Origin of the sequence: Paenibacillus sp. FSL H7-0756 (genome assembly GCF_038006765.1) — a bacterium.
Classification (GTDB): domain Bacteria; phylum Bacillota; class Bacilli; order Paenibacillales; family Paenibacillaceae; genus Paenibacillus_AQ.
This window is the reverse complement of the sequence record NZ_JBBOVT010000002.1, coordinates 1,144,405-1,166,929: the sequence shown is the minus strand read 5'-3', so window position 1 is coordinate 1,166,929 and position 22,525 is coordinate 1,144,405. Positions and strand designations below refer to the sequence as shown.

General features: G+C 52.0%; 21 protein-coding genes. 17 read left to right on the top strand and 4 right to left on the bottom strand.

Annotated features, from left to right (window positions below):
- The first annotated feature begins 192 nt into the window (after positions 1 to 192).
- From NST04_RS21670 to NST04_RS21630, 9 genes are all read left to right on the top strand, one after another.
- Positions 193 to 1,656 carry a circularly permuted type 2 ATP-grasp protein gene (locus tag NST04_RS21670; RefSeq protein WP_341186104.1) on the top strand — a complete coding sequence of 488 codons (1,464 nt, stop codon included), beginning with the start codon at positions 193 to 195 and terminating at the stop codon, positions 1,654 to 1,656.
- Positions 1,657 to 1,686: 30 nt separating this feature from the next.
- Positions 1,687 to 2,640 (top strand): alpha-E domain-containing protein, encoded by a 954-nt coding sequence (locus tag NST04_RS21665; protein ID WP_341186103.1) that lies wholly within the window; start codon positions 1,687 to 1,689, stop codon positions 2,638 to 2,640.
- Positions 2,637 to 3,503, top strand: a complete 867-nt coding sequence (locus NST04_RS21660; RefSeq protein ID WP_341186102.1) for a transglutaminase family protein — start codon at positions 2,637 to 2,639, stop codon at positions 3,501 to 3,503. The genes NST04_RS21665 and NST04_RS21660 overlap by 4 nt, the downstream gene beginning before the upstream one ends.
- A 204-nt stretch (positions 3,504 to 3,707) precedes the next feature.
- A complete protein-coding gene (locus NST04_RS21655; protein ID WP_341186101.1) occupies positions 3,708 to 4,517 on the top strand; it encodes an SDR family oxidoreductase in 810 nt (269 codons plus the stop codon).
- A 172-nt stretch (positions 4,518 to 4,689) separates the two neighbouring features.
- The gene (locus NST04_RS21650) at positions 4,690 to 5,457 is read left to right on the top strand and encodes a DUF2087 domain-containing protein (RefSeq protein ID WP_341186100.1); all 768 of its coding nucleotides are present in this window, start codon (positions 4,690 to 4,692) and stop codon (positions 5,455 to 5,457) included.
- Between the two features lie 25 nt (positions 5,458 to 5,482).
- Positions 5,483 to 5,863, top strand: a complete 381-nt coding sequence (locus tag NST04_RS21645; protein ID WP_341186099.1) for a GIY-YIG nuclease family protein — start codon at positions 5,483 to 5,485, stop codon at positions 5,861 to 5,863.
- A gap of 128 nt (positions 5,864 to 5,991) precedes the next feature.
- The gene (locus tag NST04_RS21640; RefSeq protein ID WP_341186098.1) at positions 5,992 to 6,402 is read left to right on the top strand and encodes a DnaJ family domain-containing protein; all 411 of its coding nucleotides are present in this window, start codon (positions 5,992 to 5,994) and stop codon (positions 6,400 to 6,402) included.
- 597 nt (positions 6,403 to 6,999) lie between these two features.
- Positions 7,000 to 9,492 carry an ATP-dependent helicase HrpB gene (gene hrpB / locus NST04_RS21635; protein ID WP_341186097.1) on the top strand — a complete coding sequence of 831 codons (2,493 nt, stop codon included), beginning with the start codon at positions 7,000 to 7,002 and terminating at the stop codon, positions 9,490 to 9,492.
- Between the two features lie 119 nt (positions 9,493 to 9,611).
- On the top strand, positions 9,612 to 10,208 hold the full coding sequence (locus NST04_RS21630) for a general stress protein (protein ID WP_341186096.1): 597 nt from the start codon (positions 9,612 to 9,614) through the stop codon (positions 10,206 to 10,208).
- 91 nt (positions 10,209 to 10,299) lie between these two features.
- On the opposite strand, the gene NST04_RS21625 is transcribed toward NST04_RS21630, so the two are convergent.
- Together NST04_RS21625 and NST04_RS21620 are read right to left on the bottom strand one after the other, a co-directional pair.
- Positions 10,300 to 10,818, bottom strand: a complete 519-nt coding sequence (locus NST04_RS21625) for a GNAT family N-acetyltransferase (protein WP_341186095.1) — start codon at positions 10,816 to 10,818, stop codon at positions 10,300 to 10,302.
- 41 nt (positions 10,819 to 10,859) lie between these two features.
- A complete protein-coding gene (locus NST04_RS21620) occupies positions 10,860 to 11,312 on the bottom strand; it encodes a MarR family winged helix-turn-helix transcriptional regulator (protein WP_341186816.1) in 453 nt (150 codons plus the stop codon).
- A gap of 663 nt (positions 11,313 to 11,975) precedes the next feature.
- Here NST04_RS21620 and NST04_RS21615 point away from each other — a divergent pair.
- A complete protein-coding gene (locus NST04_RS21615) occupies positions 11,976 to 12,335 on the top strand; it encodes a helix-turn-helix transcriptional regulator (RefSeq protein WP_340753846.1) in 360 nt (119 codons plus the stop codon).
- Positions 12,336 to 12,442: 107 nt separating this feature from the next.
- On the opposite strand, the gene NST04_RS21610 is transcribed toward NST04_RS21615, so the two are convergent.
- On the bottom strand, positions 12,443 to 13,006 hold the full coding sequence (locus tag NST04_RS21610) for a TraR/DksA C4-type zinc finger protein (protein WP_341186094.1): 564 nt from the start codon (positions 13,004 to 13,006) through the stop codon (positions 12,443 to 12,445).
- A 187-nt stretch (positions 13,007 to 13,193) separates the two neighbouring features.
- Here NST04_RS21610 and NST04_RS21605 point away from each other — a divergent pair, with 187 nt between their 5' ends.
- From NST04_RS21605 to NST04_RS21580, 6 genes are all read left to right on the top strand, one after another.
- A complete protein-coding gene (locus NST04_RS21605; protein WP_341186093.1) occupies positions 13,194 to 13,589 on the top strand; it encodes a DivIVA domain-containing protein in 396 nt (131 codons plus the stop codon).
- A 71-nt stretch (positions 13,590 to 13,660) separates the two neighbouring features.
- Positions 13,661 to 16,393 carry a CHASE3 domain-containing protein gene (locus NST04_RS21600; RefSeq protein ID WP_341186092.1) on the top strand — a complete coding sequence of 911 codons (2,733 nt, stop codon included), beginning with the start codon at positions 13,661 to 13,663 and terminating at the stop codon, positions 16,391 to 16,393.
- Between the two features lie 186 nt (positions 16,394 to 16,579).
- Positions 16,580 to 17,446: a PRD domain-containing protein gene (locus NST04_RS21595; RefSeq protein ID WP_341186091.1), complete on the top strand. Its 867-nt coding sequence runs from the start codon at positions 16,580 to 16,582 to the stop codon at positions 17,444 to 17,446.
- A 21-nt stretch (positions 17,447 to 17,467) separates the two neighbouring features.
- Positions 17,468 to 17,986, top strand: coding sequence for a PTS sugar transporter subunit IIA (locus tag NST04_RS21590; protein ID WP_341186090.1), 519 nt, complete (start codon positions 17,468 to 17,470; stop codon positions 17,984 to 17,986).
- Between the two features lie 42 nt (positions 17,987 to 18,028).
- A complete protein-coding gene (locus tag NST04_RS21585) occupies positions 18,029 to 19,483 on the top strand; it encodes a PTS transporter subunit EIIC (protein WP_341186089.1) in 1,455 nt (484 codons plus the stop codon).
- Between the two features lie 177 nt (positions 19,484 to 19,660).
- Positions 19,661 to 20,941, top strand: a complete 1,281-nt coding sequence (locus NST04_RS21580; RefSeq protein ID WP_341186088.1) for a stalk domain-containing protein — start codon at positions 19,661 to 19,663, stop codon at positions 20,939 to 20,941.
- A 116-nt stretch (positions 20,942 to 21,057) separates the two neighbouring features.
- Here the strand turns inward: NST04_RS21580 and NST04_RS21575 are convergent, their stop codons facing one another.
- Positions 21,058 to 21,762 carry an NAD(P)-dependent oxidoreductase gene (locus NST04_RS21575; RefSeq protein WP_341186087.1) on the bottom strand — a complete coding sequence of 235 codons (705 nt, stop codon included), beginning with the start codon at positions 21,760 to 21,762 and terminating at the stop codon, positions 21,058 to 21,060.
- A gap of 165 nt (positions 21,763 to 21,927) precedes the next feature.
- On the opposite strand from NST04_RS21575, the gene NST04_RS21570 reads away from it, so the two are divergent.
- Positions 21,928 to 22,491: a TetR/AcrR family transcriptional regulator gene (locus tag NST04_RS21570; protein ID WP_341186086.1), complete on the top strand. Its 564-nt coding sequence runs from the start codon at positions 21,928 to 21,930 to the stop codon at positions 22,489 to 22,491.
- The last annotated feature ends 34 nt before the right edge of the window (positions 22,492 to 22,525 follow it).

Below are 22,525 nucleotides of genomic sequence, written 5' to 3'. Positions count from 1 at the left end.
AGAGAAAGGAAGCGATTCCAAACGGGCAGAATGATTCGGAAACTCCATTTTGCTGTTATATATATTGACATGGATAATATCATTTACGTATTATGGAGGTAGTAAATCATATTTTCGTGGTGAATTTTTAAATTTTGAACTTATTTGTCAAGAAACATAACACATTATACTGATCCGAGAGGAGTCGGGCTCATGTCCAAACTAGATCCTTTGCCCGGCCTGTCCCCGTATCCGCTGCAGCATTTCTATGATGAGATGTATGCGGATGAACGGAACGTCCGGCCTCATTACAAGCATGTGAACCGCATGTTTACCGGGATGAGCCCCGAAGAGCTGCAAGGCAAGCAAAAGCTGATGCAGCGTCGGATGATGGAAGAAGGCATTACCTTTACGCTGTATAATCCGGCACAGGATCAGCCGATGGAGCGGACAATTCCGTTTGACATGATTCCGCGCATTATTCCCAAGGGGGAATGGGAACGGCTGGAGGCGGGCATCGTGCAGCGGATTACCGCACTGAATCTGTTCATTCATGATATTTACCATGAGCAATACATCGTGAAGGACGGTATAGTGCCGCGGAGAATGATTATTTCGAACTGTTATTTCCGGCCGGAAATGTCCGGACTCCGCGTACCCGGCGGTGCGTACATCACCACTTCAGGAATTGATCTGATCCGGCATCATGACGGCGGGTATTATGTGCTTGAGGATAATTTGCGCACACCCTCTGGCTTCTCGTATCTGTTCAAGGGCAGATCGCTCATGAATCAGCTGTTTCCTGAGTTGTCGTTTGCCAGCTCCATCCGCGATGTCGATCACAGCCTGAACCGTTTCCTCTCTGTACTGCGCAGCCTGTCGCCGTCCCGGACCAAAGATCCGGTCATTGCTCTACTGACTCCGGGGGAATACAATTCGGCTTATTATGAACATGCTTTTCTGGCGCAGCAGATGGGAATTCATCTTGTTGAGGGCCGCGACCTGGTTGCACAGGACCACAAAATCTACCTGAAGGTGATGAACGGGCTGCGCAAGGTCGATGTGCTGTACCGCCGGCTGGATGATGATTTCATTGATCCGCTTGCTTTTCAGCCCAGCTCGCTGCTTGGGGTTGCAGGTCTGATGAATGCCTACCGGGCAGGAAATATCGCGATTGCCAATGCGCCGGGAACCGGGGTAGCTGATGACAAGGCCATGTATGTATATGTACCGGATATGATCCGCTATTACCTTAATGAAGAGCCGATTCTGAGTAATGTGCCGACCTATCTGCTGTCACGGCCGCAAGAGCGCCAGTATGTGCTGGATCATCTGTCTGAAATGGTGGTGAAGGAGACGTCTCTCTCCGGGGGCTACGGCATGCTGATCGGAAGTGAGGCCACGAAGGACGAGATCATAGACTTCCGGCTCAAAATACTGGCAGAACCCGAGCGTTACATCGCTCAGCCGATTATGTCACTGTCCCGTGCGCCGGTCATGTCAGAAGGCAGTATGGCTCCGCGCCATATTGATCTGAGAGCCTTTGTGCTGATGGGGGCTGACCGCAAGCCGCATGTCATTCCAGGGGGGCTGACCCGGGTGGCGATGCGTGAAGGCTCGCTGGTTGTGAACTCCTCCCAAGGCGGCGGAGTGAAGGATACCTGGGTAATGGCCTAGAGACTTTTCTAAGGTAAAGGGGGGGCTAGAATGCTGAATCGCAATGCGGAGGCTCTATTCTGGATCGGCCGATATATTGAAAGGGCTGAGAATCACGCCCGGCTGATCGACGTGCATTACCATATCCAGCAGGAAAAGGATTTCCAGGAAGAGGGGCATAAGTGGTCTCGCCTGATTGACGCGCTTGGGGTGCGAAGCGAATATTTGCAGCAGTTTGAGAGCTTCAACGAGCAGGATGTATTGTCCTTCATCACACTGGATATGGGGAATACCAACTCCCTATTCTCCTGTGTGCATCAAGCTAGGAACAATCTGCGCACCCTGCGCCAGCATCTGCCGAGTGAGCTGTGGGATATAGTCAACGGCTTCAACCTGTGGCTGGGGGAGCAGTCGGTAGCGGATATCATGCGCAGTCCCCATCAATTCTATCAGCAGGTTAAGGAACGGGCGGCGATGTTCCTCGGTGCGGAGCAATCGGTGATGCTGCGGGGCAATGAATGGCATTTCATCGAGAGCGGCCGGTTTCTGGAGCGGGCAGAGAATACGACCCGTATCCTGCAGACCGTCACGGTATCCTGCAAGTCGAAGGATATCAGCTCGATCTATACCCAGCTTCAGGCCGTGCTGAAATCGGTAAGCGGCTATCAATCCTTCCGCCGGTATTATGCGGATGATATGTCGCCGGAGTGTATTCTTGAATTCCTGATCGTGAACCCGTTCTTTCCCCGTTCGATCCGCTTCTCGTTCCACAAGCTGGAGGAGCATCTGGCCAAGCTGGAGCTGGACACGGCAGAGAAGGGCTCGGGGCATGAGAAGGTGATCCGGCAGGCGGGCAAGATCAAGGCGGAGCTTGATTATATGGAGAAGGATGAGATGTCCGGGGACCTGGCCCTGGATGTGCTGGATTCACTCATGATATCCTGTCAGAGGCTCGGCAGAACGATGGACGGTGCTTTTTTTCGCCGTGAAGGAGTCTCGGTATGAAAATACAAATCAATCACACAACCACCTACAGCTACCCCGAGCCGGTGACGGACAGTGTCAATGAGATCCGGCTGACGCCGCGCACGAACTACCGGCAATCCTGCTATCACCATGAAGTAGAGGTGCATCCGGCGGCCAATCTGCTAACGTATGAGGATTTCTTCGGCAACCGGGTCCATGCCTATTCGGTGAATAAGCCGCATACGGAAATGGTGATCCACACCAAAGCTACCGTGGTCACGCTCGACAAGGCGCAAGGCACGGATCTGCCGCATATCCCGCTGGAGGAGCAGGTGAAGCTGCTGAATGACGAGAAGTTTCAGAACCGGTATATAGAGTTTATTCTGCCTACCCGGTACACCGAGGTGACGCCGGAGCTGGTGGAATTCGCGTCGCAGCATCCTTTTGAGGAAGCCGAGGATATGTATGAATGGACTCGGAAGCTGTCGTCCACGATCTATGAGCAGTTTACGTACGATCCTGAGGCGACTAGCGTCAATACTACAGTGAAAAGAGCACTGATGCTCAAGCGCGGAGTCTGCCAGGACTATGCGCATCTGATGATTGCGGTCTGCCGCAGTGTCGGCTTGCCCTCGCGTTATGTGAGCGGGTACCATTTTGTCGGGGATTTGCAAGGGGGCAACGCTAACTTCGAACAGGCCTCCCATGCCTGGGTGGAGACGCATATTCCGGGTACGGGCTGGCTGGGCTTCGATCCGACCAATAATGTTGAAGTGAACTGGCGGTACATCAAGCTTGGCCATGGACGGGATTATAAGGATATTGTTCCGGTTAAAGGCGTATACCGCGGAGCAGCAGGCACGCTTACGGTTAAAGTGGATGTCCGGCAGCTGGAGAATTGAATACGTAGAGGAGACCCCGCAGATGTGGGTTCTTTGCTGTTGCCGGTAAGCTGCACGCTATGCCCGGTTAGCGGATGTGCTGTGCATGTTGCACGAGGTTTGTGCAATTTTTTGCATAATCTGATTATAATCGAGCATCAATTGGGTAATCTTGAAACAGAGCCATTATCAGCAGAATGGTATTCATGGAAGGAGAGTGTACATATGAGCCCCAATATAGCAAAAAAGCAACGTTTTCAAGGGAAAACAGCCATCATTACAGGTGCGGGCTCGGGAATCGGCAGAGCGGCAGCGATCCAGCTGGCACGTGAAGGCGCGAATGTCGCCTTGTTCGATCTGGTGAACGAACGTACCTCTATCCTGGAGCAGAAGCTGAACAAGCTGCGCAAGGACTGTGCCTTAGCCATTGATGTGGATACTTCGGATGCCGGCCGGATGGAGGAAGCGGTGCGCAGAACCGTGGAGCATTTCGGAGGTCTGGATATTGTGTTCGCCAATGCAGGCATTAACGGAGTGGTCGGTCCGATTGAGGAGCTGAGCGTAACTGATTGGGAGAAGACCCTGTCGGTCAACCTCACAGGCACCTTTCTGACGCTGAAATACAGCATTCCTCATCTGAAGGAGAAGGGTAAAGGCAGCATTATTATTACCAGCTCGATCAACGGCAACAGCAGATTTACCAGCTTCGGCTGGTCACCATATAGTACTACTAAGGCTGGTCAGGTTGCTTTTGCCAAGATGGCTGCACTGGAGCTGGCTAAGTTTAAAATCCGCGTGAATGTCATTTGTCCGGGAGCGATTGCCACGAATATTGATGAGAGCACGGAGTGGAACGATGAAGTGGAGTCCATTGTCATCCCGATTGAATTCCCGGAGGGAGCACAGCCGCTGGCAGACGGACCGGGTAAACCGGAGAATGTCGCCGATCTGGTCGCCTTCCTCGCCTCGGATGAATCCATTCATATTACCGGCTCGCAGATTGTGATTGACGGTGCGGAGTCGTTGCTGTCTTAAGCATATTCTGCCTCCCGTTTCTGCTATGAGACACTGCCATGATTGGCGGTGTTTTTCTTTTGCGGAAAATGGTCTAATTAGATACTTGTTAAATAACAAACGAAATGATAATATGTCTATATAAAAGCAAACAAAGGATGTGGTGGTCCAGTTGACAGGAGAGAATGAGGCGGTGCGGATATCAGAAAAATTCTGGAATGCGTCCATTGCAGAATTGAAGCAGGGCTATAATGTGGAGACGGAAGAGCGGACGGAAAAGTACCATTGTCTGGTCTGTGGCGCTGCCTTCGAGAAGGGCTTGATCTATCAGGATGCCGGGCAGTATTACGAAGCGGAGAAGTTCGCCGCTCTGCATGTGGACAGGGTTCATGGCGGGATGTTCAATTGGCTGCTGACACTGGACAAGAAGCTGAGCGGGTTGACCGAATTACAAAAGGGGCTGCTGCAGGCCTTCCGCCAAAGTCTTAGCGATGCAGAAGCAGCCAAGGAGCTGGGAATCGGCAGCACCTCTACGGTGCGTAACCACCGGTTCACGCTTCGCGAGAAGGTGAAGCAGGCCAAGCTGTTTTTGGCGGTTATGGAGCTGGCTGAGGAGAAGCCGGGAGCTTCATCGCCTTTTGTCAGTATTCCGCGTACGGCTGTGATGGTCGATGAACGGTTCGCGATTACGGAGCAGGAGAACGCCGAGATTCTGGGCACCTATTTCAAACAAGGGCCGGACGGCCCGTTGTCAGAGTTCCCTAAGCGGCAGAAGCGGAAGGCGGCTATTCTGCGGCATTTGCTGCAGCGTTTTGAGACCGGGCGCAGGTACAGTGAGAAGGAAATCAATGCGGTACTTGAAGCGGCTTACCCCGATTACGTGACGCTCCGGCGGTATCTGATCGATTACGGGCTGCTGGATCGTGAAGAAGACGGAAGCAGCTACTGGGTGAAATTATAACGGAGATAAGAAGGGGAGAGAAGAAATGACGGATAAAACGAGACGCAAGGAACTGGGATATAATTACGCACACTCGCACAGGCCGATGGGGGTATACCGGATTGTGAACACCGGCAATGACAAAATGTTTGTGGGAAGCAGCCTGAATCTGGACGGGGTCTGGAATAAGCATAAGTTCATGCTGGATATCAAAGGCCATGACAACAAGGCGCTGCAGGAAGACTGGAATGAACGCGGTGAAACGGGCTTCCGCTTCGAGGTGCTGGAGCAGATTAAGCCTGAGGAGGATTTCGTCGCGGATGTGCAGGAGCTGAAGAAGTACCGCAAAATGCTGCCGGAGATGGAGAGTAAATGGCTGGAGCAGCTGTCTCCTTACGGGGAGCGCGGCTATCATAAGCAGAAATAGAGGACAGGCGGGGATGGGAACGGAAGGAATTTGATCAGCGGCTGTGGTAAAATGAGGGCAAAGCGGCGGCAGGTAAGCCGGATGTAATAAGAAGAGATGCTCAGCTGCTGATGAAAGGTGCGGTGTGTATGGCTATATTATCTTGGCTTGCAGAACAGAGAATTCAGGAAGCGATGCGCAGCGGAGAGTTTGCCAATCTGCCGGGGCACGGTAAGCCACTGGAGTTGGAGGATCTCTCCGGCGTACCGGAGGAATTGCGGATGTCCTACAAGATTATGAAGAATGCCGGGCTGCTGCCGGAGGAATTGACGCTGCGGGCAGAGTGCGTAACGCTCGAAGAGCTGCTGGTAGCCTGCCACCGCAGCGGCAACAGTACGGCCGGGGAACGCAAGGAGCTGGAGGGTAAGCTCTCCCTGAAGCGGCTGCGCCTTCAGATGCTTTTGCAGGAACGGGGTCTGGAAGGCAATGCTGCCTATGCAGATTACGGGGATGCGGTCGGGCTGCGGCTGGCCGGGGCGGAACGGGATGGCAGGGAGTAGTCAGTGATATGGCAGGGCGACTGGGCGGATGGAAGATAAATGAATAGTGAAAAGATGAATATGATAGTTGAATGGATGGATAGGCGAGCTAGTGAATAGGGGAACAGATGAGTAGACGAGTATTGAAGTAAATATGAGGCCTCCGGTTCATGAAACCGGGGGTTTTTGTGCAAATAGAAGAATTTGTATGTTGCACACGATAACTTATATCCTTCTATTTCTCGCTGAAACGGTACCGTCCTTTAAAAGGACGGCAAAACCGTTTCCACTTGGAAGATTAGTTGGGAGGGGGGAATAGGTGGATTTCCTCCACTTGCTGATGATCGGATTGGCGTTTCGGGAACAGTAATTGGAAAAAGGGAACTTAAATTATCACAGGTTTCTTTTAATGGTCAACCTAACAGCAATAGTTGCCCTTTTTCCACTTGTTTGCCTCTAATCATACGAAATCAACAAACTAAACTACATTTTTCCACGTATTGTTGAAGACTAAATCCTCGCACAGCAGCAACGAACCGCTTGATATCTGGAATGAATTCGCCGATGATAGGGAGATGGAGATTTAACTTAACCTTTAGCAGATGATGGAGAGATGAAATGAAGCAGCTTCCGATTATGCAGGTGCTCCCTGACCTGAAGAGAATTCTGACAGACCGTGCAGCGGCGGTTCTGATTGCTGAGCCTGGGGCGGGGAAGACCACGGCGGTGCCGCCTGCCTTTTTGGAGGAGCCCTGGCTGGCCGGTAAAACTATTCTGATGCTGGAGCCCAGACGCCTCGCCGCCCGTTCGGCCGCTGCTTATATGGCTGCTTGTCTGGGAGAGAGTGTGGGGCAGACCGTAGGCTACCGTATGCGGATGGATACCCGGGTGGGGCGGAATACACGCATTGTTGTAGTGACGGAAGGTGTGCTGACGAGAATGCTCCAGAGCGATCCTTCCTTGGGGGATGTGGGGCTTGTGATCTTTGATGAGTTCCATGAGCGCAGTCTGCATGCGGATCTTGGACTGGCACTGGCGCTTGAAGCGCAGAGTGTGCTGCGCGAGGATCTGCGCATTCTGGTGATGTCGGCGACTCTGGACGGAGACCGCGTAGCTTCTCTGCTGGGGGAAGCGCCAGTCGTGCGTTGCCCGGGACGCACCTATCCTGTGGATACGATCTATATGCCGGAGGCAAGTAATGTTTCTCCTGAGAAATCCGCAGCCGCCGCTGTCAACCGGGCACTCGCTGAGCAGCCGGGGGATGTGCTTGTTTTTCTGCCCGGGGAGCGGGAAATCCGCCGGACGGAGCAGGAGCTGGCGTCAGGAAGCCTGCCGCCGGGAACGGTAGTGCGGCCGCTCTATGGCCAGTTGCCGCAGCCGCAGCAGGATGCTGCGGTGGCTCCTGCGGTGGACGGCGAACGGAAGGTCGTGCTGGCGACTTCGATTGCCGAGACGAGTCTGACAATCGAAGGGGTACGCTCGGTGATTGACACAGGGCTGCGCCGGACACAGGTATTTTCTGCGCGTACCGGCATGCCGCGCTTAACGACGGTGCCGGTCTCGAAGGCATCGGCTGATCAGCGGCGCGGCAGGGCAGGCCGCACAGCGCCGGGCGTCTGCTACAGGCTGTGGAGCCGGGAGGCGCATGATCATCTGCCGGACGACAATGTCCCGGAGATCATGGAGACTGACTTGGCGCAGCTCGCCCTGGAGCTGGCGCTCTGGGGCGTGCGCGAACCGGGAGCGCTCGCCTGGCTGGACGCGCCGCCTGCCGCGCCTTACGCGCAGGCCACGGCGCTGCTGCGCCAGCTCGGCGCGCTGGACGCCGGCGGCGCCATTACGCCGCACGGCCGCAGCATGGCCGTGCTTGGCGCACACCCGCGCATCGCGCATATGCTGCTGCGCGCGGCAGACCTTGCAGCCGCGCCGCTCGCCGCCAGGCTCGCTGCGCTGCTGCAAGAGCGGGACCTCTTCAAGGGTCCCGCGGCTCTAGACAGCGACCTCACGCTGCGCGTGGAGACGCTGCTCGGGTACGAGCGCTCCGCCAGCAGCGGCGGAGCGGACCCGGCGGCCTTGCGCGCGGTGCAGCGCGAGAGCCGCAGCTTCCTGGCGCAGCTGCAGGCAGCGCCAGGCGAAGGGCCCGGCGACATCAGCCGCAGCGGCCTGCTGCTGTCGTTCGCCTATCCCGACCGCATCGGGCAGGGACGCGGCAATGGCGCGTTCCTGCTGTCCGGCGGCCGGGGGGCGGCGATGCGCGAGGGGCAGCCGCTGGCGCGCTCGCCCTATATCGTGGCGCCCGGCGTGGATGACCGTGCCGGGCAGAGCCGGATTATGCTTGCCGCAGCGCTCTCCGAGCAGGACCTGCTGAAGCATCATGCGGACAGCCTTCTGGAGGAGCGCGAAGTCTACTGGGACAGTGAGAGCGGAAGCGTGAAGGCGCGAAGAGTGACCCGGCTGGGGGTGCTCATTCTGAAGCAGACGACCCATGAGCGGGCTACTCCCGAGGAGACAGAGAGCGTATTGCTGAAGGTGATCGCGGCGGAAGGATTACAGCTGCTGCCTTGGGAGAAAGGGACCACTCAACTGCGGCAACGTATGGAATTCATGCACTCGCTGCGGGCTGACTGGCCCGATATGTCGGATGAGGCATTGACGGATACATTGGACGAATGGCTGGCACCCTTTATGCAAGGGATGCGGAATCTCCGTGACCTGCAGAGGGTGAAGCTGACGCAGGCGCTGGAGGGAATGCTGGACTGGAACAGCCGCCAGCAGCTGAACAGGGAGGCGCCGACACATATAACGGTACCGAGCGGTTCGCGTGTCCCTTTGGATTACAGCAATCCGGGAGCGCCGGTACTTGCGGTAAGGCTCCAGGAGATGTTCGGGCAGATGGATACCCCGCGGATAGGCGGAGGGAAGGTGCCGGTGCTGCTACACCTGCTGTCTCCGGCGAGAAGGCCGATGCAGATTACCTCAGATCTGGCCAGCTTCTGGCAGAACACCTATTTCGAGGTGAAAAAAGATCTGAAAGGCCGTTATCCCAAGCACTACTGGCCGGATAATCCGCTGGAAGCAGTGCCTACCAACCGTACCCGTCCTTCCAAATAGAATAGAGCGGTCCTTGTTCTTAATGTTATTCATAATGCAACCGGAGATACATTTCCTGTTTGGCCGCCGTGTGAACGGGTAATACAATAGCGAACAACAATTACGAAGGAGGGCTTCAAGTGACAGAGAAAATTATTGGTGTATTCGATACGGAACAAGAAGCAACCAGAGCAATTGAAAGTTTGCAGAGTCAAGGGTTCACGAACGATGAGATTTCAGTAATTACGAAGGATCGGGATGACCTGAAACACATATCTGAAGATACAGGAACGATGGCGCCTGAAGGCGTTGCTACTGGAGCGGCTACCGGCGGCGTTGTTGGCGGAATTACCGGACTGCTGGCCGGGATCGGTGCGCTGGCCATTCCGGGAATTGGTCCAATCCTTGCTGCAGGCCCAATCGCAGCTACGTTAACAGGGGCTGCCATCGGAGTAGGAGCAGGCGGTCTGGTGGGCGGATTAATCGGACTCGGCATTCCCGAAGATGAGGCCAGAGATTACGAAGGCTACATCGACAGCGGCAAAATCCTCGTCCTCGTCGATGACAACGGCCGCGGAAGAGATATCCATACCGTGTTCCGGGGTAACCGTTCACTCAACTCGGGCCGGTACGACAGCCTGTACCCGGAGGATACCAGAGTCGGCAACTCTTTGGGCAACAGGGGCGCGATGAACGCAGACCGTGATCCAGACCTTTATAACCGGGACAAAATCTAATCTTACAGCGGTTAACCCCCGCTAATATAGCTTCATCCAACAGCTGCCTGGGACAACCCCGGGCAGTTCTTGTGCTGACTGCCTGGTTGTTCTAGCGGATGATTCTCGTCATGATCAGATCCGTTTGCTCCTCGTCACCCATATAGAAAGAGTGAGCTCCCGTCTGTACGAAATTCATATTGTTGTAAAAAGAAATCGCGTTCCCGTTTTGTTCCCAAACCCCCAGCCAGAGCTTCCTTTTATTCTTTTCGACTGCAAGTTCCACCGCCTTCTCTATAAGAAGTTTCCCTAGCCCCAGCCTGTGAAAGGGCCTTCTAATATAGATCCGTTCCACTTCGAGCGAGTCCTCGCCCATATTTTCAGATTGGGCATCCTCAGCGTTAACCTTCAGGTACCCGGCAATTTCTTCATTATAATAGATGAAATGAAATTCAGAATTGCGGTTGGTGCATTCTTTTTTTAACTGCTCTATATGAAATGCTTTTTTCAAATAAGCTTCTATAGCTTCTGGTGAATTTTGATTTTTGAAGGTGTCTGTAAACGTTTCAATACTAATTTTTTGCAGGGTGCCCAGATCGCCGGAAGAGCATCTCTTTATCAAAACAGCCATCTATAATTCTCCTTTTGTATAATCAATAGTCACTTGTACAATCAATAGTTCCGTTTGTTTCCCTTTTTTACATACTCCCAGTCTTTTTCCACATTGGATCTTACCTTTTGCAGCAGTTTCACCAGGGTAGCTGCCTCACTTTCGGAGAAGCCGGACAGCGCTACGCTGTTGGAATGATCGTTTTCTCTTTTGATCAGAGGGTAGACGGCTTGCCCTTTCTCTGTAGGCATCAGCCGTTTGATTTTTTTGTTATGCTGATCTTCATGTTTTTCAATAAAACCGTTACTCTCAAGCTTCTTTACAGCACGTGCGGCGGTTGTCCGGTCCACCTTAATCATTTCAGCCAGCTTCTCCTGGATGATCCCCGGATGCTCACAGATCCGCACCAGATACAGATATTGGCCCCTGGTTAGGTCGTACTGTTTAAATTCAATATTGCTGATAGAGTCCAGTGCCCGGGCAATCATTCCAACCTCGCGAAGAATCTCCTTCATAGATTGCAGCTCCATTATTCATATATTTTCCAGCCCCTCAACATTTCCCCCAAATCTCCTCCGCCACTTTTTCCTGTCTGTATATTATCAAGAACATTCTCTATGGTTTTAAAATAATATAGGATTTTTGTTGTGATTACAACAAAATTGTTCGTGAGAGGAGGTGAAAAGTCGGGGGATTGAGGTGGAGATTTTATGTTAATTCACCATATGAAAAATTCATAATATTTACAAATACAACATTCCAATAATCGCAATCCCATTTAAGCAGAAGCAGCTAACCATCAACACAATATGAACCGGAAAGCTTTTTAACTAGCTTATAACCTAATTTCATTATATGAAAAATTCATAATAGAAGAAATAAAAAAACAACCCCATCTACCTACAACCCCACATAATCAAACTCCACACCTGTTTATCTCCTTAAACCAGGAAAAAGTGAAAAATAACATCTTCACCCGGCAACGCAAATACCACAAGTGCCCGAAATCTCAAGCTATCTGAACCTTAAGCTTCATGACTAGCGGACTATATTGATGTCGCTTGGATTTTATTCTCAAATTACTTGTTGTGAAGGCTGGGAAATAGGGTTTATACTAGAGACATAGTTTAAATTTGCAATTCTCAAATCGTACAAAAAAACACCCCGGGAGGTGTCCTATGGCGTTCATGATTGCCCAGCGGGCGTTTATAAAGGTATACCTGATTACAATGGTGGAGCAGCACAAAGGGTATGGGTACCAGATGCTTGAGGATTTGCGCAGAGATTTCAAGGCTCATGGCTATTCCCCTCCCCAAAGTGAAATTTACCGAGCTCTGCATGAGCTGGTACAGCAAGGGATACTTTACCGCACCAAGCAGCTTAAGGGAAACGACCCGAAGGTCGATTTCCAGGAGATTGTCCTGTATCATTTCACTTCGGACGGGGAGGAGAAGGCCAAGCTGTATAAGAAGCAAGTGAAAGCTGACCTGGACCGTTGTCTTGGAATTCTTAATAAGGCAGTAGCAGACAACTTCTGATGGAGGATCGACGAGCTGGCTCGCTCATGCTTATCGTTCTAGCCACGATCCGGCGGACTTATCTAAATCAGTCTATCCACAAGCCTTGTAAGCTCTAAACTGCCGGATCAGGAATCCTCATCTTCAGAATCCTGGCCCGGCGGGGTCACCGGCGAGCTTGCGCTGCCATAATCCTCCACGGCTTCCCAGGCACCGGCATCGTCGAACCGTCCGCTATTCTGCTGGCGTCCTTCGCCTGCACCGGCTGGCGGCGGGGTCATGACCTCTTCTTCCACAGGACGTGTGTCAGTGTTATTGCTGGTTGGGGCATGCTCCACGGTATAGCGGGTGTAGGGGATGGCCTCAAGCCGTTCATAAGGAATCTCTTGCTTGCTGGCCTCGCAGATGCCGTACGTTCCGTCATTCATTCGCACAAGTGCAGCCTCGATCTCCGTTAATTCTTCGGATAGCGAGGTGTTGATGGACAGATCGCGGCTGCGTTCAAAGGTCTCCGTGCCTGTATCGGCAGGATGGTTATCGACAGAAGAGAGCTCGCCCGTAGAGAGATTAAGGGAATCACCAAGCAGGCTGTCTTCAGCTCCGTTGCCGGAGAAATGCTGCTCCAGCTCTGCCTTGCGTTCCTCAAGGGCTACCCGGAGTGTATTTAATTGGTCTTTGGTTAAGTGGCTCATGTGTCATCTTCCTTTCAGCTTGATTAGTAGTTACACTGTCGTAATCTTTCCTTACCCTAATGTGTTATAGGGCAATCAGCGGACATCTCTATGCTGAATTGTAACTTTAGTGATATTTTCAGGCTGCTTTCACCCTGTTATAATAATTACTGCCGGATGAAAGCAGCACACACTTGGAGGTTATGAAATGGACGAACATATGAAACGGCGGCTGGATAAGCAGAGAAAGCTGTTCAGCCAGCTCGGTATTACACTTGATGCACTTACAATTCATGAGAAGGAATTCAGTATGAAGCTTCGCGGCTATGATGCCGAAGAGGTGGATACGTTTCTGGACAGCGTAATTAAGGATTATGAACGGTTCTATGCCACCATAGCGGATCTGATGGATAAGTGGCAGGAACAGCAGCTTGAGATGAAAGAGCTGAAGGCAGAGGTGAGAACCTCAGCCACTCCGGCCCCTGTGCCGATAATTAAGGGGATCGATCCGCAGGATCTTGAGGATATCATCATCAAGCTGGAAGCCAATGTGCGTCAGCTCAAGGACAGATTGCCTATGCCCCGCACGGAGGGGTATTTATAAGCCCTGTGCAGCCACAGCGTGAGAGACAACAATATGCAGCATAAGTATAACTCTGGACGGGGGTTGGACCATTGCCGGAGAAGCATGCTTGGAGCTTGAAGATCCGCGGCAAAATCGCACTTGGATATGTCATCATACTATTAATGCTAGGGCTATTTCTGATTATAGTCTCTGGCCGGATTAACAGCCTGGAGAAAGAAACCGTGTTCTTGAGCGATCATGATATAGAAGTTCATGAACTTACATATCAAATTGAGAAAAATGTACTCGATATGGAGACCGGACAGCGGGGGTACGTCCTTACCGATGATGAGTCTTACCTGGCGCCCTATAATGACGGGCTGGTGGAGTGGAGGATTAATGCAGCGAAGCTGAACAAACTCATTGCCGATAACCCGAATCAGGTGCGGAATCTGGACACGATAATGGATAATATCGAGAAGTGGGTCGATGTCGCCGGACAGCATGTGGTTGAGCTGAAGAAGAACGGGCATACGGAGGCGGTCAATGCCTTTTTCCGCAACGATACGGGGAAAAATCTCGTCGACACCATCCGCTCCCAATCCGATTACTTCCGTGACATCGAACGAACGCTCACGAATGACCGGATCAGCAATCTGAAGGACAGCAATCATAAGCTGCTGATCACCATGTACATATTGTGGGGACTGGTGGTCGTACTTGCGCTGCTCATCACTTATCTGCTCTCGGCCAGCATTGTGAATCCATTGCACAGCGTCATACAGGCTATTAACAGCATTGCCTCCGGCGGTAACCGCTCAGAGCGTATTAAGGTGAAGACGCTGGATGAAATCTATGACCTCAGCGAAGCAACGAACGGACTGCTGGATAATGTGCAGCGGGAGCAGTGGATGAGCGAACAGCTCACCTCAATGTCGATTGCCCTGCAAGAAACTGTTGATATGCCTTCACTGTGCAGAATTTTTGTCAGCCGGTTGTCGGTTATGCTGGAAATGCAGTATGCCACTATATACGTCGTGAATAACGATGAACTGTTCGAGCGTATCTACTCCTATGCCGGAGCAGAGAATAAGGAAGAACATATAGGACCGGACATTATTCACCCGGGAGTAGGCCTCGCAGGTCAATGTGCGCTGGATCAGCGGATGAATGTGATCGAGCAATTGCCTGATGACTATATCTACATCAACTCTGCTCTGGGCAGAACGGCACCTAAGTTTGCTGTGATCGCTCCGATTATTTTTGAGAACAAGACCGTTGCCGTACTGGAGATTGCTGCACTGACCCGTTGGGCACCTTATCATTTCGAGCTGCTGAAGGAATTGCTGGACATGATGGGGGTTACCGTGAATTCGGTGAAGACCCGGATGGAAATCCAGAGGCTTCTGCATGAATCGCAGGTGATGAACGAAGAGCTTCAGGTTCAATCAGAGGAGCTTCAGACGCAATCTGAGGAGATGCAGATGCAGACGGAGGAGCTTCAGAGTCAGACCAGCGAGCTGCTCACCGTGAACAAGGAGCTTGAGAATCAGAAATATGTAGCCGAGAATGCCGCGATTGAGCTGGAGCGTTACAATGAACAGCTGGAGCAGAGCTCGCGCTACAAATCTGAGTTCCTGGCCAATATGTCGCATGAGCTGCGTACGCCGCTGAACAGTATGCTGATTCTCTCACAGCTCCTGACGGAGAACCGTAATCATACCTTAACTGAGGAAGAACTGGGCTATGCCTCAGTCATCTACAATTCCGGCAGTGATCTGCTCAATATGATTAATGATATTCTGGATCTCTCCAAGGTGGAAGCCGGCAAAATGCTGGTGGAAATGGATGCCGTTAATCTCACCGAGCTGCCCTCACTGCTGCAGGGTTATTTCGGCAAGCTTGCCGAAGCGCAGAATGTGGAGTTTAACGTGACCCTGAACCCGGAGGTTCCGGATCTGTTCTTCACCGATGAGATGCGGCTGCATCAGATTCTGCGGAATCTGCTGTCCAATGCCTTCAAATTCACGGAGCAGGGCTCAGTGACCGTGGAGATTACCAAGCTGGCGGCATATTCAGATCAGCGTTACATAACAGAGGGACCGGTGCTGGCCTTTGCTGTACAGGATACCGGAATCGGTATCTCCAAGGAGAACCGTGAGCTGATTTTCGAGGCCTTCCGCCAGGTGGACGGAACGACTGCCCGCAAATTCGGGGGAACCGGTCTGGGCTTATCCATCTCCCAGCAATTGGCTCAGCTACTGGGCGGACATATCAGCCTGGAGAGTGAAGAGGGCGAGGGCAGTACATTTACCTTGTATCTCCCTTGCCGTGAACTGGACAGTGAAGAAGAACCGTTCCATCCGGCGGAGCTGGCTCAGACGGCAGCCGGGTCGGAGCACTCCGGGACTGTTCCTGATGAAGGGCAGCCGGGTAATGCCCAGGACTCCCTGTTCGAGAAGGAATATGCCATGCTTCAAGGCAAAACTGTCCTGATTGTAGATGATGATCTGCGCAATATTTATGCCCTCCAGAAGGGTCTGGAGCCTTACGGGATGATCATCATGACCGCTCAGACAGGGTATGAATGTCTTCAAGTGGTTAGAGAGCGGCCGGAGGTGGATATCGTACTCCTGGATATTATGATGCCGGTTCTGGATGGTTATGACACGCTGTCTATTATCCGTGAGGAGATGCATCTCACCGACCTCCCGATCATTGCGGTCTCTGCCAAGACGATGAAGGAAGACCGTGAGCGCTGCCTGGCCGCCGGAGCCACTGATTTCATCAGCAAGCCTGTACTGATGCAGGACGTCATTACACGAATGTGCCGGTACATTTGACTTTTCCAAAAACCCATTGACGGGAATACAAGGTATGCTTTATGATGGGTTCATAAATGATCATTTATATGCAGTGGCGTGTTACCTTAACAGGGCATGAGCCAAGATTCGTACTCAACACTTTGAGTCCAGTCTTGGCTCTTTTTTGTGCAAAAAATCAGGCAATGGGCGGAAAGGAGGGGGAACTTGGCGAGGGACACTGAACAATTTCAGGTGCTGCGGGTGATTGGAAATAATGTCGTAATGGTAGAAGGCGGCAAGAAGAGCAAGGAATATGTAATCATCGGCAAGGGCATCGGGTTTGCGCTTAAGGATACAGGTGTTATTGATTCGGATGATCCCCGGATTGAGAAGCTGTTTCGGCTGGAGGACCGGGAGGAATGGAGCCAGTATCAGATTTTGCTGGAGGATATTGATCCCAAAGTCATGAGGATCACAGATGAGATTATCTCTGATATCGCCCGTGAGTTTCCCGGCAAGTTAAACGACAAGATCTATTTGGCGCTCCCCAGCCACATCCAGTTCACCATTTTCCGCTTGCGCAGCGGGATGGACATTGTGAATCCTTTCCTGGAAGAGACCCGGATGACCTTCCCCAAGGAATTTGAGATCGCTTCCAAGGCGGCGGGGAAGATCAGCGAAGGCTTCGAAGTGCAGATTCCTGAAGATGAGGTCGGTTTCCTTACTTACCACGTCTATTCTGCGGTCAGCAATGTGCCGGTGGGCCAGCTCGTGAAGGCCTCCAATATTGTCAGCGAGCTGATGGAGATGATCCGCAGTGAGCGCAAGATCCGCTTCGAGCAGGGCAGTATGAATCATGTCCGGCTGATGGTCCACTTGAGATTCTCGATTGAACGGATTCTGCAGGGTTCTCTCATCGACAATCCTTTTGTGAAGCATATTAAGAAGGAATACAAGGATGAATACAAGCTCGCCCAGAGGATGGGCAAGGTCATGCAGGGCAAGCTCAGTGTAGACGTACCCGAAGAAGAAATCTGCTTCCTGGCTATGCATCTGTACCGGCTGTTCCAGACCATAGAGAAGAATAAATAACAGCGGCAAGGAGTGAGTTTTATGTTTTCGAGATGGAAAGCTAAAAAAGAAGAGAAACCTACTGTGGCGGTAACCCGCCTGGAGATATACGCTCCGGTCAGCGGACAGTCCGTACCGTTAACGGAAGTGCCGGATGAGACCTTTGCTGGTGGGCATATGGGCCAAGGCATCGCCATAGAACCTATAGAGGGACGTTTAACGGCACCTTTTGACGGGAAAATTGCGCATGTGGTCAAAACTAATCACGCTCTAATCCTGGAGCATGCCTCCGGGCTACAGCTGCTGATGCACATTGGAATTGATACGGTCAGCTTGCGGGGCGAGGGCTTCATCAGCCATATTGCCACCGGAGATGAAGTGCAGGCAGGGCAGACGCTGATCGAATTCGATCTGGAGGCGATCCGGGCTGCGGGCTACCGTACCATTACTCCAGTGATAGTAACTAGTAACGGGGAGGAAACCCCGGAGGTGAATTGTCATTACGGCCAGGTTACGGCAGGAACGAGCAGTATTCTTACCACAGCAGCTTCACAGCTATAGAACATACACTTATTAATATGAAACCAGGGGGATGATTTCATTATGTTGGCTTTTCTACAGAAGTTAGGGAAATCTCTGATGCTTCCAGTCGCAACTTTACCGGCGGCAGCGATTTTGCAAGGGTTCGGACTGATTAATTATGAGAAGGATTTCCATCTGGGCAGTACCGTAGGCGGATTCCTCAACCAGTATGTGGCTCCTTTCCTGAATGCGGGTGCGGGTGCTATATTCGGTAATCTGGCGCTGATTTTTGCAATTGGGGTAGCGATCGGGTTCGCAGGGGATGCGGTTGCCGCGCTGTCTGCCCTCATTGCTTATCAGGTGCTGGACAGTATTCTTAAGGTGCTCCCGGCCCAAATGCCATTCATCGGCGATGATGTGAAGCTGAATATGGGCGTGCTGGGCGGGATTTTTGCCGGAGCCTGGGCCGCTTACCTCTACAAGAAATATCATAATATTAAAATGCCGGACTGGCTCGGCTTCTTCGCAGGCAAACGCTTCGTACCCATTATCACAGCTATCACTACCATGATTCTCGCAGTACTGATCGGTATGATCTGGAGCCCGATTCAGGATGTCATCAGTGACTTCGGTACCTGGGTTGTCGGTCTCGGCGGTGCAGGGGCATTTGTATTCGGGACGGCTAACCGTCTGCTGCTCCCGTTCGGCCTGCATCATGTAATCAACGCCATCGCCTGGTTCCAGCTCGGTGATTTCACGAACGCTGCAGGGGATATTGTTCACGGAGATCTGACGCGCTTCTTCGCCGGAGATAAGACTGCGGGAATGTTCATGACAGGCTTCTTCCCGATTATGATGTTCGCTATGCCGGGTGCAGCCCTGGCATTCATTCACACAGCCAAACCGGAGAAACGCAAAATGGTCGCGTCCATCTTCATCGGCTCGGCGATTGCTTCCTTCCTGACAGGGATCACGGAGCCGCTGGAATTCTCCTTCATGTTCCTCGCACCGCTGCTGTATCTGGTACACGCTTTACTGACCGGGTTTGCCGGATTCCTGATGTATGTGCTGGATGTGAAGCTCGGGTTCGGATTCTCTGCGGGGCTCATTGACTACCTGCTTAACATGAAGCTCTCCACCAATGCGTGGGTGCTGATTCCGGTCGGGCTTGGCTTCTTCGTCCTCTATTATGTGCTGTTCCGGTTCATTATCGTCAAATTCAATCTGAAAACTCCTGGACGCGAGGATGATATGGAAGAGGACCTGATTGATCTGTCCAAGAGCGGAACAACGGTGTCGTCCTCTTCCAGAGCCGCCAAGATTCTGGAGAACATCGGTGGTCCTGGGAACATCCGCAGCATCGATGCTTGTATCACCCGCTTGCGCCTTAACGTAAATGATGACAAGGCGGTTAAAGACTCCGCGCTTAAGCAGCTTGGTGCTTCCGGTGTGATGCGGCTTGGGCAGGGTGCCGTACAGATTGTGTTCGGACCGCAGTCTGAGCAGCTCAAGGATGATATCAAGAAACTGATGTAGCTTGAAGCTTGTTAACAGAGCAGAATAGCATTTTACTGGCAGGCATCCTTCGCGGGGTGTCTGTTTTTTGCACAATTTCACCAATTTTCGTTTTGAATACTTTGCTTCCGGGTAAGGAGATAAAAATCTGTTTGTTTAGCTATCTATAATTTGAGGTCTGCGAAAGGATGGGTATACGTGAGAAAAAGGCGAATGGCCGGACCTGTAATCCGGCGGATATGGACGGCTGTCATCTGGCTGGGGCTAGCCGTAGCACTGAGTGCATCAGCGGGTGAGGCGCAAGCTTCGCCAGCTGCGGGCAAAACGGTTGAGGTCAATCTGGACGATAAACCGTTGTCTTTTGAGAAAGCTCCCTTGCTGGATAAGGGGACAACGCTAGTTCCATTCCGACCGCTATTCGAGGCCATGGGACTAGAAGTAGGTTGGAACCCCGCGCAGCAGACAGTAACCGGTACGAAGGAAGGTCTATCCATCGTCATGAAGATAGGCAGCAAGACGGCCACCGTCAACGGCACCAGTGTTCAACTATTGCAAGCGCCAACAATTATCGATAATTATACAATGGTCCCGCTCCGCTTCGTCGGAGAATCCACTCAGGCACTGGTGGCATGGAACCCGTATAAGCCGCAAATTCTCGTCTACACCGACCCTTATCTGGCGGCGAACGGCCTGACCAAAGCAACGGCGAAAGCGGCGGTTGACAAGCAAATTGCTGAATTCAAAAAAGTATATGATGAGCAGATCGCCAGCCAGCCGCCGCAGCCCAAGCCGCCAGCTCCAGGGACTGTGCCGAATGCTCCTGCCGGAGACGGTTCCTACAAGCCAGCGGCTTCGGACCAGGTGAATCTGAGCAATCTGCAGGGAATGTATTATGGCTTCAGCCCGGACTATGACGGGTATGAATGCGGCGGGATGTGCTGGAATATCATCACCTTCCTGCCGGGTAATAAAGTGGTTGTGGATGCTCCAAAGCAAGGCGGACCGGAAACGATCAACTGCTCGCGTGACGGCTGCCAGACTTACACGATACAGAGTGGTAAGCTGAAGCTAAGTAACGGAGACACTTATGATATTGCGGTCAAATCCGGTAAGCTGCATATTGACGATGTTGAGCTCGGCCGGGTCAAGGCTGTCAAGAACGGGTTGACCCTAAGCGGCACTTATGTTCACCGCGGCTTCCAGGGGCTGGCCGGAATATCAGCCGGATCGACCTCCTGGACACGGACGCTGGTGCTGAACAGTAATGGTACCTTCAGCAGCGATAACCTGATGCTGGGTACTGTTCAGGGCGGGGCGCCTACAACAGGCGGGGCCGGCGGGTCTGACACCGGCTCCTACAAGATAAGCGGGAATACCATCGTTTTCGCTTTTGGCAACGGCAAAGTATCCAGCTCTCTATTCTTCCAGCATGATGACGGCAGTATCCAGGTTGGCGATGAGAATTATGACAAGGAATAGCTAGAGGCAGCAACATAGAACGGTCCACGGGAATATCCGGAGGACCGTTTTTTTTGTGAATATAAGCGTTTTTGTAAATATAAGCGTTCATAGTTGCTCATTCGTACACATGCTCCTTATCGGCCGACGTTGATCACTTTGCGGGTCCAGGACGGCTCGCTGCCAGCCGCACGCAGCAGGCAATCGGCACAGGCAGCATAAGGCAATGCCTGGAGTGGATGTATGCGGGCCGATGGGCCAGCCGTATAATTAGAAGAACTCTGTGCGTATTTAAGCACGGATGCCCGTACGATCACCCAGTCCAATCTGCTGCGCATTACGGCTTGTTCAGCAGCAGCCTTATCCTCAATCGCTTTGCGGAAAATGCGGCGCATCAAGCGGACAGCCCAGCGGTTGACGAGTGACAACTCCTTTCCATCACTCAGATTAATTCCGCTTTGCATCACCAGCCGCTGAACTTCATGATGCTGACAGGCTGCAAGGATATTAGGAACTCCTTCTGACATGACGGTACCCGGCGAGAAGTTGGCCGCCATAACATTTTTACCTGCTTTAAGATTTATAAGGCCCTTATTGCCGGCAGCATCCGGAGAGATGTTGCTTGGAGGACCAATACAACTGATGACGGCTTCGCTTCCGGCAAGGGCGTGGATCATGCTGGATTTGTCGAATACATCCCCTTGCCGGATAGTAAGCCCCGTTGCAGGGGAGAGTGCCTCCGGTCTGCGTACCACAGCTATAACCTCGTGTCCCGCTGCAAGGGCCTGCTCCATTACTTTTCTTCCCGTTCCTCCAGTGGCTCCGATAATTGCAATTTTCATTATAATATTCTCCTTTTAATGCACAGTAGTGTATTAGTGAGCATGTATGTATAATATTAAGCGGAATAAGAAAAGATACAATTCTTAAAAAGCTTGATTCTGTGCATTAATTCACGACTTCAACGGAATTGTGCAGTAAACTGCAGGAAAGCTGGTGAGGATAGAGTGTTAAAGATCGACCGGAGAATACGTAAGTCCCAGGAAGCCTTAAAAAAGGCTGTTATTGAGCTGATGCTGGAGAAGGATTTTGATCAAATTACAATACAGGACATTGCCGATAGAGCGGATGTCAGCCGCAGAACCCTTTATCTTCACTACACAGACAAATTTGATCTTCTGGACAAGCTTATAGAAGAGCATATCGGCAACATACGCGAAATCTGCGAAAGTTCAGATGATGCCGCCGGATATACCGAGATGGGCTTAGTGTGGTTTGAATATTTTGAGCAGCATTCGATGTTCTTCTCTGTGCTGCTGGGGAGTAAAGGCAGCGTGTTTTTCCGCGGACGGTTTCTTGAATTCTTCCTCGGGGAGCTGGAGAAGGATAAGAGCCTGTCCGGTGGGAACGGCAAGGATTCAGCGGTCATCAAAAATGTGGACATCCAGTTTCTAGGATCGGCGATCGTTGGGGTAGTGGAATGGTGGTTCAAGAATGGACAGCCGCTCTCTCCAGACGTAATGGCCCGGCGGATCGGGAGCTTGCTGGAGAGAAATCTTGAGGCAAGGTGATACAAATCTGCCCTAGCCTTCGTCTTACTTATAG